The 14,677-nt window shown below is 70.3% G+C and carries 13 protein-coding genes and 1 riboswitch; of the genes, 7 read left to right on the plus strand and 6 right to left on the minus strand.

Translation table 11 applies throughout. The features are described 5' to 3' along the window. Positions 1-5 precede the first annotated feature (5 nt). Together OG331_RS15990 and OG331_RS15995 are read right to left on the minus strand one after the other, a co-directional pair. Positions 6-1,196, minus strand: coding sequence for a spermidine/putrescine ABC transporter substrate-binding protein (locus OG331_RS15990; protein ID WP_406196591.1), 1,191 nt, complete (start codon positions 1,194-1,196; stop codon positions 6-8). A gap of 183 nt (positions 1,197-1,379) precedes the next feature. Further along, positions 1,380-2,819 carry a gamma-aminobutyraldehyde dehydrogenase gene (locus tag OG331_RS15995; RefSeq protein WP_406196594.1) on the minus strand — a complete coding sequence of 480 codons (1,440 nt, stop codon included), beginning with the start codon at positions 2,817-2,819 and terminating at the stop codon, positions 1,380-1,382. Between the two features lie 168 nt (positions 2,820-2,987). Here OG331_RS15995 and OG331_RS16000 point away from each other — a divergent pair, with 168 nt between their 5' ends. The 7 genes from OG331_RS16000 (at position 2,988) to OG331_RS16030 (ending at position 9,754) form a co-directional block, all read left to right on the plus strand. Beyond that, the gene (locus OG331_RS16000; RefSeq protein ID WP_406196597.1) at positions 2,988-3,503 is read left to right on the plus strand and encodes an Lrp/AsnC family transcriptional regulator; all 516 of its coding nucleotides are present in this window, start codon (positions 2,988-2,990) and stop codon (positions 3,501-3,503) included. Between the two features lie 19 nt (positions 3,504-3,522). Continuing rightward, the gene (locus OG331_RS16005) at positions 3,523-4,896 is read left to right on the plus strand and encodes an aspartate aminotransferase family protein (RefSeq protein ID WP_406196600.1); all 1,374 of its coding nucleotides are present in this window, start codon (positions 3,523-3,525) and stop codon (positions 4,894-4,896) included. 184 nt (positions 4,897-5,080) lie between these two features. Continuing rightward, the gene (locus tag OG331_RS16010; protein ID WP_406196602.1) at positions 5,081-5,821 is read left to right on the plus strand and encodes an ABC transporter ATP-binding protein; all 741 of its coding nucleotides are present in this window, start codon (positions 5,081-5,083) and stop codon (positions 5,819-5,821) included. Next, positions 5,803-7,233 (plus strand): hypothetical protein, encoded by a 1,431-nt coding sequence (locus OG331_RS16015; RefSeq protein WP_406196604.1) that lies wholly within the window; start codon positions 5,803-5,805, stop codon positions 7,231-7,233. The genes OG331_RS16010 and OG331_RS16015 overlap by 19 nt, the downstream gene beginning before the upstream one ends. A 106-nt stretch (positions 7,234-7,339) precedes the next feature. After that, positions 7,340-7,759: a VOC family protein gene (locus OG331_RS16020; RefSeq protein WP_406196607.1), complete on the plus strand. Its 420-nt coding sequence runs from the start codon at positions 7,340-7,342 to the stop codon at positions 7,757-7,759. Positions 7,760-7,796: 37 nt separating this feature from the next. Continuing rightward, complete coding sequence (locus OG331_RS16025) at positions 7,797-8,921, plus strand: LOG family protein (protein ID WP_406196609.1); 1,125 nt, start codon at positions 7,797-7,799, stop codon at positions 8,919-8,921. Positions 8,922-9,100: 179 nt separating this feature from the next. Further along, on the plus strand, positions 9,101-9,754 hold the full coding sequence (locus OG331_RS16030) for an LAETG motif-containing sortase-dependent surface protein (RefSeq protein ID WP_406196612.1): 654 nt from the start codon (positions 9,101-9,103) through the stop codon (positions 9,752-9,754). Between the two features lie 88 nt (positions 9,755-9,842). On the opposite strand, the gene OG331_RS16035 is transcribed toward OG331_RS16030, so the two are convergent. Genes OG331_RS16035 through OG331_RS16050 form a run of 4 tightly spaced genes read right to left on the minus strand, consistent with a single transcriptional unit; the run spans position 9,843 to position 14,462 of the window. Next, positions 9,843-10,640: a maleylpyruvate isomerase family mycothiol-dependent enzyme gene (locus tag OG331_RS16035; protein WP_406196614.1), complete on the minus strand. Its 798-nt coding sequence runs from the start codon at positions 10,638-10,640 to the stop codon at positions 9,843-9,845. Between the two features lie 25 nt (positions 10,641-10,665). Next, positions 10,666-11,685 (minus strand): ABC transporter ATP-binding protein, encoded by a 1,020-nt coding sequence (locus OG331_RS16040; protein ID WP_406196617.1) that lies wholly within the window; start codon positions 11,683-11,685, stop codon positions 10,666-10,668. After that, on the minus strand, positions 11,686-13,380 hold the full coding sequence (locus tag OG331_RS16045) for an ABC transporter permease (protein WP_406196619.1): 1,695 nt from the start codon (positions 13,378-13,380) through the stop codon (positions 11,686-11,688). Beyond that, positions 13,356-14,462: a thiamine ABC transporter substrate binding subunit gene (locus tag OG331_RS16050; RefSeq protein WP_406196622.1), complete on the minus strand. Its 1,107-nt coding sequence runs from the start codon at positions 14,460-14,462 to the stop codon at positions 13,356-13,358. Before OG331_RS16050 ends, OG331_RS16045 begins: the two co-directional genes overlap by 25 nt. A 79-nt stretch (positions 14,463-14,541) precedes the next feature. Further along, positions 14,542-14,647: riboswitch (TPP riboswitch) on the minus strand. Between the last annotated feature and the right edge of the window lie 30 nt (positions 14,648-14,677).

Consider the following 14,677-nt stretch of genomic DNA (forward strand, 5'->3'; position numbering starts at 1 on the left):
GCCTCCTACAACCCCGCGATCGCGTTCCATCGCTTCGCGAACTCCACCCGCTCGTCCGACGTGATGTCCCGAGCGATCGCGAGACGCCGACGCATTGCCGCGTCCGGGAAGATCAGCGGATCCTCGGCCAGCGCCGCCGTCTCCTCGTCCTTGGCGGAGGCGAGGACGTCCTGGGCGGCCGGGACGGGGCAGACGTAGTTGACCCAGGCGGCGAGGTCGGCGGCGACCTCGGGGTCGTAGTAGTAGTCGATCAGCCGCTCGGCGTTGGCTTTGTGGCGGGCCAGGTTGGGGACCATCAGGGACTCCGACCAGAGCTCGGCGCCCTCCTCCGGGACGACGAAGCGGATGTCAGGGTCGTCGGCCTGGAGCTGGATGACATCGCCCGAGTAGGCCTGGCAGGCCAGGACGTCGCCGCTCGACAGGTCCTTGATGTAGTCGTTGCCGGTGAAGCGGCGGATCTGGCCCTTGCGGACCTGCTCGTCGACCTGGTCGCAGACGGTGTGGAAGTCGTCCGCGGTCCACCGGGTGATGTCGACGCCGTTGCCCTGCATGAGCAGCGCGAAGGCCTCGTCCAGACCGGAGAGCAGGGTCACCCGGCCCTTCAGGTCGCTCGCCCACAGCTCGGAGACGCTGTGGATGTCGCGGCCCAGCCGACGGCGGTTGTACGCGATGCCGGTGATGCCGGACTGCCACGGCACGGTGTACTTCCGTCCGGGGTCGAACGCCGGTGAACGCAGCAGCGGGTCCAGGTACTTCGTCACGTTCGGCTGGCGGGCCCGGTCCATCTCCTGCACCCAGCCCAGCCGTACGAACCGGGCGCACATCCAGTCGCTGATGACGAGGAGATCGCGGCCGGTGCGCTGATGGTTCATCAGGGCGGGGCTGATCTTGCCGAAGAACTCGTCGTTGTCGTTGATCTCCTCGACATAGTCGACGGAGATCCCTGCGCTCTTCTCGAACGCCTCCAGTGTGGGCCTGCGCCTCGCGTCCTCTTCGTCCGTGTCGATGTACAGCGGCCAGTTCGCCCAGGTGAGCCGCTTGTCGGTCGCGGAGACATCGGTGGCGGCCCGGTCGCCCGGCGACACATAGGCGGGCCGCACGCCGCAGCCGGCGAGCCCACCGAGCGCAGCGCCCGCACCGAGGGTGCGCAGCAAAGTCCGGCGGGACAGTGGGGAGTTCATCGAGGGGAGGGCCATTGCCGCAGCATGCCGCTGCTGACCGCGGCCGATCAATCGACGCCATGTCGAGCGGCAGCCCCGAACGGTACTCACTCCGTCCGGGGCTGCGACGCCGCGAAGGGGCGCGGGGAACTGCGCGACCGGCCACATCGAACCCGCAGCCGTGAGACGGCCACGACCCCCGCGGCGCCTAGCGCAGCGTCACGCGTCCAGGGACGTCATCACGTGCTTGATCCGCGTGTAGTCGTCGAACCCGTACGCCGACAGGTCCTTGCCGTACCCGGACTTCTTGAACCCGCCGTGCGGCATCTCCGCAACCAGCGGAATGTGCGTGTTGATCCACACGCACCCGAAGTCCAGCGCCTTGGACATCCGCATCGCACGCCCGTGGTCCTTGGTCCACACGGACGACGCGAGCGCGTACTCGACGCCGTTGGCCCACTCGAGGGCCTGCGCCTCGTCCGAGAAGGACTGCACGGTGATGACCGGACCGAAGACCTCCTTCTGGACGATCTCGTCGTCCTGCTTCAGCCCGGACACCACGGTCGGTGCGTAGAAGTACCCCTTGTCACCGACCTGGTGACCGCCGGCCTCGACCTTGGCGTGGGCGGGCAGCCGCTCGATGAACCCGGAGACCTGTTTGAGCTGGTTCGGGTTGTTGAGCGGGCCGAACAGCACGTCCTCGTCGTCCGGCTGCCCGGTCTTGGTGTCGGCGGCGGCCTTCGCGAGCGCCTGCACGAACTCGTCGTGGATGGCCTCGTGGACGAGGACACGCGTGGCGGCCGTACAGTCCTGCCCGGCGTTGAAGAAGCCCGCGACGGAGATGTCCTCCACGGCCTTGGCGATGTCGGTGTCGGCGAACACGACGACCGGCGCCTTGCCGCCCAGCTCCAGGTGGACCCGCTTGAGGTCCTTGGAGGCGGACTCGGCGACCGACATGCCGGCCCGTACCGAACCGGTGATGGAGGCCATCGCCGGAGTCGGGTGCTCGACCATGAGCCGCCCGGTGTCACGGTCGCCGGTGATGACGTTGAAGACACCCTTGGGCAGGATGCCCCCGATGATCTCGGCGATCAGGACGGTCGACGCCGGAGTGGTGTCCGACGGCTTCAGGACGACCGTGTTGCCCGCCGCGAGGGCCGGCGCGAACTTCCATACGGCCATCATCATCGGGTAGTTCCAGGGCGCGACCTGCGCGCAGACGCCGATCGGCTCACGGCGCACGATGGAGGTCAGGCCCTCCATGTACTCACCGGCCGAGCGGCCCTCCAGCATCCGCGCCGCGCCCGCGAAGAAGCGGATCTGGTCGACCATCGGCGGGATCTCCTCGGACCGCGTGAGTCCGATCGGCTTGCCCGTGTTCTCCACCTCGGCCGCGATGAGCTCTTCGGCCCGCTCCTCGAACGCGTCGGCGATCTTCAGCAGGGCCTTCTGTCGCTCGGCGGGGGTCACGTCACGCCACGCGGGGAAGGCACGCGCGGCGGCCTCCATCGCGGCGTCGACGTCCGCCTGCCCGGACAGCGGCGCGGTCGCGTACGCCTCGCCCGTCGCGGGGTTGACCACCTCGGTGGTCCGTCCGTCGGCGGCGTCCCGGAACTCACCGTCGATGTAGTTGCGCAGACGACGCAGCTCGGTGCTCACTGCCGGCCTCCTGTCAGGTAGAGCTGTCCATTCTCTGAGACACCCACCCTAATCGGCTGACCCACGTTTTCAACACCCCCACTGGCACCTCTTCTGCGAAATCCGCAGGTCTCGGTCGCGCAAACAACGAATTTCATCGCATCGGCCTTGCGGAACTGTCGAGACGTCGTGCACAGTGACGTCGTGGCCAGTCGAAGCGCAGAGCACAGGGACTCCCGCGAGTCCAGGAACGGCGGTCCCCAGCTGGACGCCGTCTCCCTCGCCATCATCGAACAACTTCAACAGGACGGCCGCCGGCCGTACGCCGCCATCGGCAAGGCCGTCGGCCTGTCCGAGGCGGCCGTGCGCCAGCGCGTCCAGAAGCTGCTCGACCAGGGCGTCATGCAGATCGTCGCCGTCACGGATCCGCTCACCGTGGGTTTCCGCCGGCAGGCGATGGTCGGCGTGCACGTCGAGGGCGACGTGGAGTCCGTGGCCGACGCACTGACCGCCATGGCCGAATGCGAGTACGTGGTGATGACCGCCGGGTCCTTCGACCTGATGGTGGAGATCGTCTGCGAGGACGACGACCACCTCCTGGACGTCATCAACCGACGCATCCGCGCCGTCCCCGGAGTGCGCTCGACGGAGAGCTTCGTCTACCTCAAGCTCAAGAAGCAGACCTACATGTGGGGAACCCGATAACCGTGAGGACCCGATAACCGTGAGCACCAACAGCCCTCAGGACCTCAGCAGGACCGCGTACGACCACTTGTGGATGCACTTCACGCGTATGTCCTCGTACGAGAAGGCTCCCGTCCCGACGATCGTCCGGGGCGAGGGCACCTACATCTACGACGACAAGGGCAGGCGCTACCTCGACGGGCTCGCCGGCCTGTTCGTGGTGCAGGCCGGGCACGGTCGCGTCGAGCTGGCCGACGCCGCCTTCAAGCAGGCGCAGGAGCTCGCGTTCTTCCCGATCTGGTCCTACGCCCACCCGAAGGCCGTGGAGCTGGCGGAGCGGCTGGCCGACCACGCGCCGGGCGATCTCAACAAGGTCTTCTTCACCACCGGCGGCGGCGAGGCGGTGGAGACCGCCTGGAAGCTGGCCAAGCAGTACTTCAAGCTGACCGGCAAGCCCACCAAGCACAAGGTCATCTCGCGCGCGGTCGCGTACCACGGCACCCCGCAGGGCGCCCTGTCCATCACGGGTCTGCCGGCCCTGAAGGCCCCCTTCGAGCCGCTGGTCCCGGGCGCGCACAAGGTGCCGAACACCAACATCTACCGCGCCCCGATCTTCGGTGACGACCCGGAGGCCTTCGGCCGCTGGGCCGCCGACCAGATCGAGCAGCAGATCCTCTTCGAGGGCCCGGAAACCGTCGCCGCGGTCTTCCTGGAGCCCGTCCAGAACGCGGGCGGCTGCTTCCCGCCCCCGCCCGGCTACTTCCAGCGGGTGCGCGAGATCTGCGACCAGTACGACGTCCTGCTGGTGTCGGACGAGGTCATCTGCGCCTTCGGCCGCCTCGGCACGATGTTCGCCTGCGACAAGTTCGGCTACGTCCCGGACATGATCACCTGCGCCAAGGGCATGACCTCGGGCTACTCCCCGATCGGCGCCTGCATCATCTCCGACCGCCTGGCCGAGCCGTTCTACAAGGGCGACAACACCTTCCTGCACGGCTACACCTTCGGCGGCCACCCGGTGTCGGCCGCGGTGGGCCTCGCCAACCTCGACCTGTTCGAGCGCGAGAACCTCAACCAGCACGTCCTCGACAACGAGGCCGCGTTCCGCGCGACGCTGGAGAAGCTGTACGACCTTCCGATCGTCGGCGACGTCCGCGGCAACGGCTTCTTCTACGGCATCGAGCTCGTCAAGGACAAGGCGACCAAGGAGTCGTTCAACGACGAGGAGACCGAGAGGGTTCTGTACGGCTTCCTCTCCAAGGCCCTGTTCGACAACGGTCTGTACTGCCGTGCCGACGACCGCGGCGACCCGGTCGTCCAGCTCGCGCCGCCGCTGATCTCCAACCAGGAGACGTTCGATGAGATCGAGCAGATCCTGCGCGCGACGCTGACGGAGGCGTGGACCAAGCTCTAGCCGTACGTGGTTCGTTCGACGGCGGGGGTGCACCCGTAGGAGTGAGAAGGGTGCACCCCCGCCGCGTGCTGTCCGCCGTTGCGCCCCCGGATCCTTAGCGTGCCTGGTAACCGATCGGCCCTGTCTTCGTTCCCCCGCACGGGGGAACGGCCCGGGAACTACGGATCTGACGAGGTGTACGCCCATGGAGGCTCCGCCGGACAACGACGTGCTCTGGGCACGCGCGCTGCACTTCACGCACCACGACGGCTCCCCCGCGCTCGGCGGGGTCTCGCTGGGTGTGCGTGAGGGGGAGATCCTCGCCGTCACCGGTCCCCGCGGCAGCGGCAAGACGGCTCTCCTGCAGTGTCTGTCCGGCCTGGCCCCCGCCCGCAGCGGCGAGGTCTGGTTCAACAGCGTGCCGGTGCACACCATGACCGCGATGGCGCGCGAACGGCTCCGCCGGGACCGCTTCACCTGGATCGACCCGGCCCCGGCACTCGTCCCCGAGCTGAACGTCTGGGAGAACGCCGCGCTCCCCCTGATGCTGCGCGGCACCAGCCGCCGCCGCGCCAAGACGACCGCGCTGGAGTGGCTGAACCGCCTGGACGTCGGCGAGGCGGCCCGCAAGCGCCCGCACCAGCTCGTCCAGGCCGAACGCCAGCGCGTCTGCATCGCCCGCGCCCTGGCCCCCTCCCCCACGGTCCTGTTCGCCGACGAGCCGACGGCCCCGCTGCACCGCGCCGACCGCGCGCACGTCCTGCGCACCCTGACGACAGCGGCCCGCTCGCACGGCATCACGGTCGTGCTGGCCACCCACGACGCGGAGAACGCGGCCTTCGCCGACCGCACCCTCGCCCTGCTCGACGGACGGCGCGTGAACACGGTGCACCTGCCCCCGGTCACCGCGACGGAAGGCCGGGCCGCGTGCTCGCTCTCCGTCTGAGCCGCAGCGCCCAGCCCGCCGTACAGCTGCGCCGCCTGCTCCTGGCGGCGGCGTCGGCCGGCACGGGCTTCCTGCTGCTGTGCGCCCTGGGCTACGCCATGTCCCACACCGACACGTCCGCGGCGGTCCTCCGCCTTGCCTGGTGTGTGCCCCCGCTGGCCGCGACGATCCACTTCGCGGTCGCGGTGGCGCGCACGGACCCCGGCACCAAGCCCCGCCCCGGCCTCTCGGCGATCGGACTGGGCCCGGCCCGTCTGATGCTGGTGTCGGCCACCACCACGGCCCTGTCCTGCGCCCTCGGCTCGATGCTCGCGCTGCTCGTCTTCCTCCACCTCCGGGGCGACCTGACCGGCATGCCCTTCGACGGCGCCGCAGCGCAGTTCCTGGCAGCGAACGCCCCCCTCCCCCTGCCGGCCGCCCTGACGCTGCTGTCCCTGACCCCGGCCATCGCGTCGACGGCGGTGGCACTGGTGCTGCGCCCCATGGAGCCCGGATCCACCGGGGCACGAGGCGCGGGGCGGGCGTACAGCGGCATTGGCGGGTACGGCAGGTCGATGGCCCGGGAAACCTTCGGTGCGTACGGCAGGTTCGGGGCCCACCTGAGGCGGGGCCGTACGGCCGCGCCCGGCGCCGCGGAGGACGGCGAGGGCGCAGCCGCGCCGTCCGCGGGCAGTCGTACCGCTGAAGTGGCGCCCGCCCCGGACACCGACGGCACCCCACCCGCGCCGGACCGCGCGCCCGACCCCGCGGCTGACGACGCCGGCCCAGCACTGGACCACGTGACCCCCCTGCCGGCTCCCGCCAAGCCCCCCGCCGGCCTTCCCTGGGGCATCGCGGTCCTCGCCGCAGGCATCGCCGTGGAGGCCTACGCGGGCCGCACCGCCACCCCCACCCCCCTCACCCTTCCCGCCGCCCTCCCCACCGGCCCCGCGGCTGTCCTGGTCGGCTGGCTCCTGACCGCCCTCGGGCTGGCCCTGGCAGCCCCCGGCCTCACCCACCTCTGCGGCCGCGTCCTGCAGGCCGTACGCCCGGGCGCGGTACGCCTCCTCGCGGGCCGTGTCCTGATGGCCGAAGCCACCCGCATCGGGCGCCCCCTCGGCGTCGTCTGCGCCGTGGCCTCCGCGGCGTACGCCATGGCGCCCCTGTCCGCCCCCGTGGCCAGGGACGCCATCGGGCCCCTCACCGCCGTCGGCGCCACCGTGGTCACCGGCTGTGCCGTGGCCACCCTCCTCACGGCCGCCGTGGAGGCCAAGCAGGCCCGCGCGGACACCACGGCCGCACTGCTCCGCCTGGGCGCCCCCACCGCGTTGCTCCGCAGCGCGGCAGCCCTGCGCGCCGGCACGCTGCTGGTCTTCTTCTGCCCGCTCACCCTGATCGTGGCCGAACTGGCCGCGGCGCCCCTGGCCCGCTGAAACTCGTAGGAAAAAAATCTCCGCCCGGCGATGACTTCCGCCAGGACCCCCGGTCTATCCCACCGAACAGCAGCGACAGCAGCAGCCACCTGAGGGAGAGACCACGATGACCGCCCCCGCCTACCAGCAGATGATCTTCGTGAACCTGCCCGTGAACGACCTCGGCGCCTCGAAGAAGTTCTTCACGGAGCTCGGTTACTCGATCAACGAGCAGTTCAGCGACGACACGACCGCCTCGGTCGTGATCAGCGAGACCATCGTCGCGATGGTGCACACCCACGAGAAGTACGCCCAGTTCACGAAGAAGCAGATCACGGACGCGACCAAGAGCAGCGAGGTGCTGATCGCGCTGAGCTCCGAGAGCCGCGAGAAGGTCGACGAGCTCGTCGAGAAGGCGGTCGCCGCGGGCGGCTCCGTCACCGGCGAGACCCAGGACCACGGCTTCATGTACGGCCGCGCCTTCGACGACCTCGACGGCCACACCTGGGAGGTCGTGTGGATGGACCCGTCGGCCATCGAGGGCTGATCCCCGCCGTCCCGTGGCCGGTGCCTAGCATGGGCGGGTGCAGACGATGCCCGCCCATGCGGCCCACCACAACGACCGTGAGATCGAAACGCTGGAGGAGTTCGACGCGACCGTCTCGGCGCGCGGCTCCCTCGCCGGATTCCGTATCCAGGCCGTCGACCTGACGGACCGTACACGCGAGTTGCTCACCGCGGACACGGCGGGCGCCGTCTTCCTGGGCTGCTCGATGCGCGAGGACGCGGCGGCGAAGATCCGCACGGACGGCGCCCTGGTCTTCCCGCCGGTCCCCGACCTGCCCTTCGACCCGTACCGGGGCCTGGTCTACTCGCCCGACGATCTCTTCGCGTCACTGGCGGACGGCTACGAGAACACGCCCGACGCCCACGCGTATGCCTGGTTCCAGCGGACCAAGGCCGACCGCGACATCCACGCCTCCATGCTCCGTGCGATCCACGACGACTCCATATCGGACGCGCTCGACGAACTCCTGTCCGGCGCCCGGGTGGTGGGCGTCATGGGCGGCCACGCGATGCGCCGCGGCACGGAGGCGTACGAGGGCGCCGCGCGGCTCGGCCGGGAACTGGCCCGCGCCGGTTTCACGGTCGCCACCGGCGGCGGCCCGGGCGCGATGGAGGCGGCGAACCTCGGCGCGTACGCCGCCCCGCACGACGACGAGATGCTCGGCGACGCCCTCCGACTCCTGGCGAAGGCGCCCCTGTTCACGCCCTCGATCACCGAGTGGGCGACGGCCGCCTTCGAGGTGCGCAGCCGCTGGCCGCAGGGCGGCCGCTCCGTCGGCATCCCGACCTGGTTCTACGGCCACGAGCCGCCGAACCCCTTCGCCTCCCACATCGCGAAGTACTTCGCCAACGCCACCCGCGAGGACGGCCTCCTGGCCCGCTCGAACGCGGGCGTCGTCTTCCTGCCGGGCGCCGCCGGCACCGTGCAGGAGATCTTCGACAACGCGACGCCGAACTACTACGAGTCGCGCGGCGAGCCCACCCCCATGGTGCTCGTGAACAAGGCCCACTGGACTCAGAAGCTGCCGACCTGGCCGCTGTTGCAGGCCCTCGCCCGGGATCGGTCGATGGAGTCCCGTATCGCCCTGGTCGACCGGATCGAGCAGGCTCCGCAGGCGCTGAAACGCCTCGGCGAGCAATAAGAGGGCAAAGCCAACGCGTGCGGAGGGCATATGCGTTGACACTGCTTATGCCACGCTTATAAACCTGTGAGACTCCTGGGGACGGTGATGTGTCCCATCGCCGCCTCGTTCAACCCCCCTCAGTGGTGCAACTCGTAAGGACAAACGTGTCCATAAACCGCCGTACTGTTGCGCGCTCCGTGCGCGCTCTTGGTGTTGCGTCCGCCTCCGCCGCACTCGCGCTCGGCCTCGCGGGCAACGCCCTCGCCTGCAACATCAGTGAATTCGCCGCCGAAGCCAAGTGCGACGGCGACAAGGGCGTCATCACGGTCACCGACGTGGACCCCAGCGGCATCCCCGCGACCATCAGCGTCTACCTGCAGAACAACGGCGCCGACCTGAAGAAGGTCGGCGAGCAGGTGGTCAAGGGCTCCCGCGAGGGTGTCACCATCACCTTCGCCGAGAACTGGAAGCCGGACGCCGAGTACCGCGTCCACGTCAAGGCCGCGGGCTACGTCGACGAGGACATCAAGCCGAACCTCACGACCCCGTCGACGGCCTGCAAGAAGGAAGAGGAGGAGCCGCCGGCTCCGTCGGGCACCCCGACCCCGTCGGACTCCGCCTCGACCCCGGCCGAGGAGACCCCCGCTCCGACGCCCTCGGAGAGCGAGAGCACCGCTCCCGCGGACACGGGCAGCGCCCCGTCCCCGGCGACCGATGACTCCAACCTCGCCGAGACCGGTGCGAACTCCAACACCGGCCTGATCGCCGGCATCGCGGTCGGCCTGGTCGCCATCGGTGGCGGCGCGGTCTTCTTCGGACTGCGGCGCCGCGGGGCGAGCAGCGACCGCTGACGCGCCCGTAGAGCACCACCGCTGTGGCCCGTCCCCTTCCCCGGGGGCGGGCCACACGCCTGTTCCCCGGGGCCACGCCCCACGCCTGTCAGCCGAACTTCGCCCGCTCCAGCCAGAACTCCAGCAGCTCCCGCTCGCCGAGGACCTCCAACTCCGGGCTGTCCAGCGGCAGCCGACGGTAGAAGGCGAGCAGTACGGCGGTGAGCGGGCCGCGGAGCGCGACGGTCGCCTTCTCGTGGCCGCGCCGCCAGGCGATGACGTCGTGGTCGAGGTCGATGGACCATTCGGCATTCAGCTCGGGGGTGCTGTCCGTGGCGTGCAGATGGATGCTGCTCCCCGGCCGGCACAGCTCCCGCGCCGGATCGTCCGGCAGCGTCCGCTGCGCCCACTCGACGATCTCCAGCCACTCGTCGATCGCGTCGGCGGCGATGTCGGGCGCGACCTCGAAGGGCAGGCCGGCGGCGAGTGTCGCGTCCGCGCGGTGGATCGTGATCTCGTGGGTCATACGGCGGGCCCAGAACCCGGCGTTGAGCACCCCGGCCCAGCCCCACACCTTGGCGTCGGGACCGGCCTCCCGCAGCGTGCCGACGATCATCTCGCCGGTCTGCGCGAGCCAGGCGTCGAGCGCGGCGGCGTCACCCTCGCCCTCGGGGCCGGCGATCCCCGGCACCTGCTCCTCCGGAATCTCCTCCTCGGCCCGGGTCCGCACGGTCAGCTCCACCCAGCGCAGGGCCCCGCCCGTGTGCCGCACGAGCTGCTCCAGCGACCAGTCCGGGCAGGTCGGCACGGTGGCCGACAGGTCGGCGCCCGAGGTCACGACGGCCCTCAACAGGCCGACCTGGTGGGCGATCTCGTCGCAGTAACGGTCGTGCGGGAGAGACGTCATGCCCCGCACCCTATGTGCGGGGTGATCAGCCCAGCAGCACAATTTCCGCCGCGTCGAACTCCACGCCGACGGCGTCCCCGACCTCGGGCGCCTCCCGCAGCGCACACGCCGCTTCCAGGCGCGGCGCGTCCTCCGGCTGGAGGTGCACGGCGACATGCGTGCCCCTGAACGTGCGCGCCGTGACCGTGCAGCGCAACCCCGAGTCCGGGGACACGAGCCGCACCCCGGCCGGCCGTACGAGAAGCGTCCGGGTGCCCTGTGCGGCGCCCTCGCCCACCGGCAGCTTGCCCCAGGGGGTGTCCGCGGCCTCCCCGGCGACCGTTGACTCGACGACGTTGTCGAAGCCGAGGAAGCGGGCGACGAACTCGTCCACCGGACGCTGCCACACCTCAAGAGGCGTACCGGTCTGGGCGATCCGCCCGTCCCGCATCACCACGACCCGGTCGGCGAGCGCGAAGGCCTCGCCCTGGTCGTGCGTCACGGCCAGCACGGTGGTGCCCAACCGGCCGAACAGTTCCCGCAGTTCGACCACGAGCCGCTCCCGCAGCGAGCGGTCGAGCTGGCCCAGCGGCTCGTCCAGCATCAGCAACCGCGGCCGGGGCGCGAGCGCACGGGCCAGCGCCACGCGCTGCTGCTCACCGCCGGACAGGGAGGCGACGGCACGGCGGGCGGCGCCCGGCAGTCCCACCAGGTCGAGCAACTCCCTTACCCGATCCGCCTGTTCGGCCTTCGAGGAGCCGTGCATCCGTGCCCCGAAGGCCACGTTGCCGCCGACGTCCCGCTGTGGGAAGAGCTGATGGTCCTGGAACATCAGGCCGACGCCCCGCTTGTGCGCGGGCACCCCCGCCTGGTCCCGCCCGTCGAGCAGCACCCGGCCCTGGTCCAGTGACTGAAGCCCGGCCACCACCCGCAGCAGCGTCGACTTGCCGCTGCCGCTCGGCCCCAGCACGCACACGATCTCGTGCTCGGCGACGTCGAGGCCGACCCCGTCCAGCACGGCCCGCCCGTCGAACCGGACCGTCGCGTCCGCAAGGCTCAGCAGCATCTAGAACTCCCCGGTCCGGTCGGTGCGCAGCCGCAGCCGCTCCAACACCAGCAGCGCCACCGCGCACACGATCATCAGAATCGTCGAAAGGGCCATTGCCTGCCCGTAGTTGAGATCTCCGGCCCGCCCGAGGAGCTTCGCCACGGCCACCGGCAGCGTCGGGTTGTCGGGCCGCGCGATGAACACGGTCGCCCCGAACTCGCCCAGCGACACCGCGAAGGCGAACCCGGCCGCGATCAGCAGCGCCCGCCGCACCATCGGCAGATCCACCTCACGCCAGACCCGCCACGGCGACGCCCCCAGCACCGAAGCCGCCTCGCGCAGCCGCTGGTCCACGGCCCGCAGCACGGGCAGCATGGTCCGTACGACGAACGGCACTCCGACCAGCGCCTGGGCGAGCGGGACGAGGATCCACGTGCTTCTGAGGTCCAGCGGCGGCTCGTCCAGTGCGATCAGGAACCCGAACCCGACCGTCACCGCGGACACCCCGAGCGGCAGCATCAGCAGCGCGTCGAAACCGCGTACGAACCGGCCCGCGTCCCGTCGGGTCAGCGCGGCCGCCGCCAGACCGCCGATCAGCACGGCGATGAGGGTGGCGACGACGGCGTACTGCAGGGAATTGCCGATCGCCTCGATGGGCGGGACGAGGAAGACCCCGCCGTCGGCACTGGTCAGCGCCCGGTAGTAGCCGAAGCCGGGCGCGTCCAGCGACCGCTGCACCAGCACGGCCGGCGGCAGCACCAGGAGCACGGCTACGACGACCAGGACACCGGCCAGCAGCGACCACTGCCCGGCGCCGCGTGGCCGCCGCGCTGTCACCGACGCGTCCACCAGGCGCAGGGCGCTCTCCCGTCGCCGTACCGTCCAGGCGTGCACGGCGAGGATCGCGCCCACGGCGAGGAACTGGACGATCGTCAGGACGGCGGCCGTGGACAGGTCGAAGATCTCCGACGTCTGCCGGTAGATCTCGACTTCGAGCGTCGAGAACGTCGGGCCGCCGAGGATCTGCACCACACCGAAGGAGGTGAAGGTGAACAGGAAGACCATCAGCGCGGCGGCGGCCACGGCGGGGCCCAGGGCCGGGAGGGTGACGGTCCGCCAGGCGGTGAGGCGTGACGCGCCCAGCATCCGCGCGGCCTCCTCCTGCCGCGGGTCGAGCTGCGACCAGAGCCCGCCGACCGTCCGTACGACGACGGCGTAGTTGAAGAAGACATGCGCGAGCAGGATGGCCCACACGGTGGTGTCGAGCCGTACGCCCCACAGCTCGTCGAGGAGTCCGCCGCGGCCGACGAGCGCGAGGAACGCCGTACCGACGACGACCGTCGGCAGCACGAACGGGACGGTCACCACGGCCCGCAGGATCTGTTTGCCGGGGAAGTCGAAGCGGGCGAAGACGTAGGCGCCCGGCAGCGCGATCAGCAGGGTCAGCGCGGTGGAGGCGAGCGCCTGCCAGGTGGTGAACCACAGGACGTGCCGGATGTCGGACTGTCCGAGCACGTCCAGGAGGCGCCCGAACTGCCAGACCCCGTCGACCTTCAGGCCGCGCGCGACAATCGCGGCGACGGGAAGGGCGAAGAAGACCGCGAAGAACGCGACGGGCACGGTGATGAGGCCGAGCCGCACCGCCGCGCTCCGCGTGCGTCCCTCACGGAAGGTGCCCTTGCGAGGGGCTACTTCAGTACGAGCGAGGTCCACGACTTGACCCAGTCGTCACGGTTGTCGGCGATCTTCGACGGGTCCAGGGTCTCGGGGTTCTTGGCCTGCGGGCCGTACTTCACGAACTCCGGCGGGACCTGGGCAGCCTCGCGCACCGGGTAGACGAACATGTTCAGCGGCATGTCGTCCTGGAACGTCCTGGTCAGCATGAAGTCCAGCAGCGCCTTGCCGCCCTCGGCGTTCTCGGCGTTGCTGAGCAGACCCGCGTACTCGACCTGCCGGAAGCAGGTGCCGGTCGCGACACCCGTCGGCGCGGTCGTCGGCTTCGGATCGGCGTAGATCACCTCTGCGGGCGGCGAGGAGGCGTACGACACGACGAGCGGCCGGTCGCCCTTGGCCTTCTTACCGCCGGCGGAGCCGGAGAACTCCTCGTTGTAGGCCTGCTCCCAGCCGTCGACGACCTTCACGCCGTTGGCCTTCAGCTTCTTCCAGTAGTCCTGCCAGCCGTCGTCGCCGTACTTGGCGGCGGTGCCGAGGAGGAAGCCGAGGCCGGGCGAGGAGGCGGAGGCGTTCTCGGTGACGAGGAGGTTCTTGTACTCGGGCTTGATCAGGTCGTCGAACGAGCTGGGCGGGGCCAGCTTGTGCTTGCTGAAGTACGCCTTGTCGTAGTTGACGCAGATGTCGCCGGTGTCGACGGAGGTGACTCGGTGCCGGTCCTGGTCGACCCGGTACTCGGGCAGGACCAGGTCGGAGCCCTTCGCCTCGTAGGACTGGAACAGCCCGTTGTCCAGTGCCCTCGAGAGCAGGGTGTTGTCGACACCGAAGAAGACGTCGCCCTGCGGGTTGTCCTTGGTGAGGATGGCCTTGTTGACGGCCTGCCCGGCGTCGCCGTCCTCCAGGACCCTGACCTTGTAGCCGGACTGCTTCTCGAAGGCGGCGAGGACGCTCTTCGAGACGGCCCACGAGTCATGGCTGACGAGCGTGACGGTCTTGGACCCGCCGCCGCCGTCGCCGCCGTCGGTGTCGGACGACCCGCACGCGGACAGCGCGGGCAGCGCGACGAGGCCCAGCCCGACGGCCAGGGCCACGGACTTCACCGTGGACTTCTTGGTGATGCTCACTAATTCCTCCTGGGGGTGACCAGGAAGAGACGCGGCCCTGCCCGGAACCCTTGGGAAGGCTCCGGGCAGGGCGCAACAGCTCGAGTGGTGACCGATCTCCCTACCCAGAATGACCTGGGCCAGGTTCGGAGGGTCTGCGGCCGATGCCGCACTCTCAGCGCTGTGGCGCTCCCCTGTCGGAATATGAAGATGTATTTACGCCATAGGAAAATGTA

The sequence above is a fragment of the Streptomyces sp. NBC_01017 genome, from assembly GCF_045162795.1.
In the GTDB taxonomy this organism is placed as follows: Bacteria; Actinomycetota; Actinomycetes; order Streptomycetales; family Streptomycetaceae; genus Streptomyces; species Streptomyces machairae.

Bases quoted from the DNA above. Each gene is read 5' to 3' on its own strand.
- OG331_RS16020 (WP_406196607.1), top strand. From the start codon at position 7,340: ATGACCGCCCCCGCCTACCAGCAGATGATCTTCGTGAACCTGCCCGTG.
- OG331_RS16035 (WP_406196614.1), bottom strand. From the start codon at position 10,640: ATGACGTCTCTCCCGCACGACCGTTACTGCGACGAGATCGCCCACCAG.
- OG331_RS15990 (WP_406196591.1), bottom strand. From the start codon at position 1,196: ATGGCCCTCCCCTCGATGAACTCCCCACTGTCCCGCCGGACTTTGCTG.
- OG331_RS16010 (WP_406196602.1), top strand. From the start codon at position 5,081: ATGGAGGCTCCGCCGGACAACGACGTGCTCTGGGCACGCGCGCTGCAC.
- OG331_RS16040 (WP_406196617.1), bottom strand. From the start codon at position 11,685: ATGCTGCTGAGCCTTGCGGACGCGACGGTCCGGTTCGACGGGCGGGCC.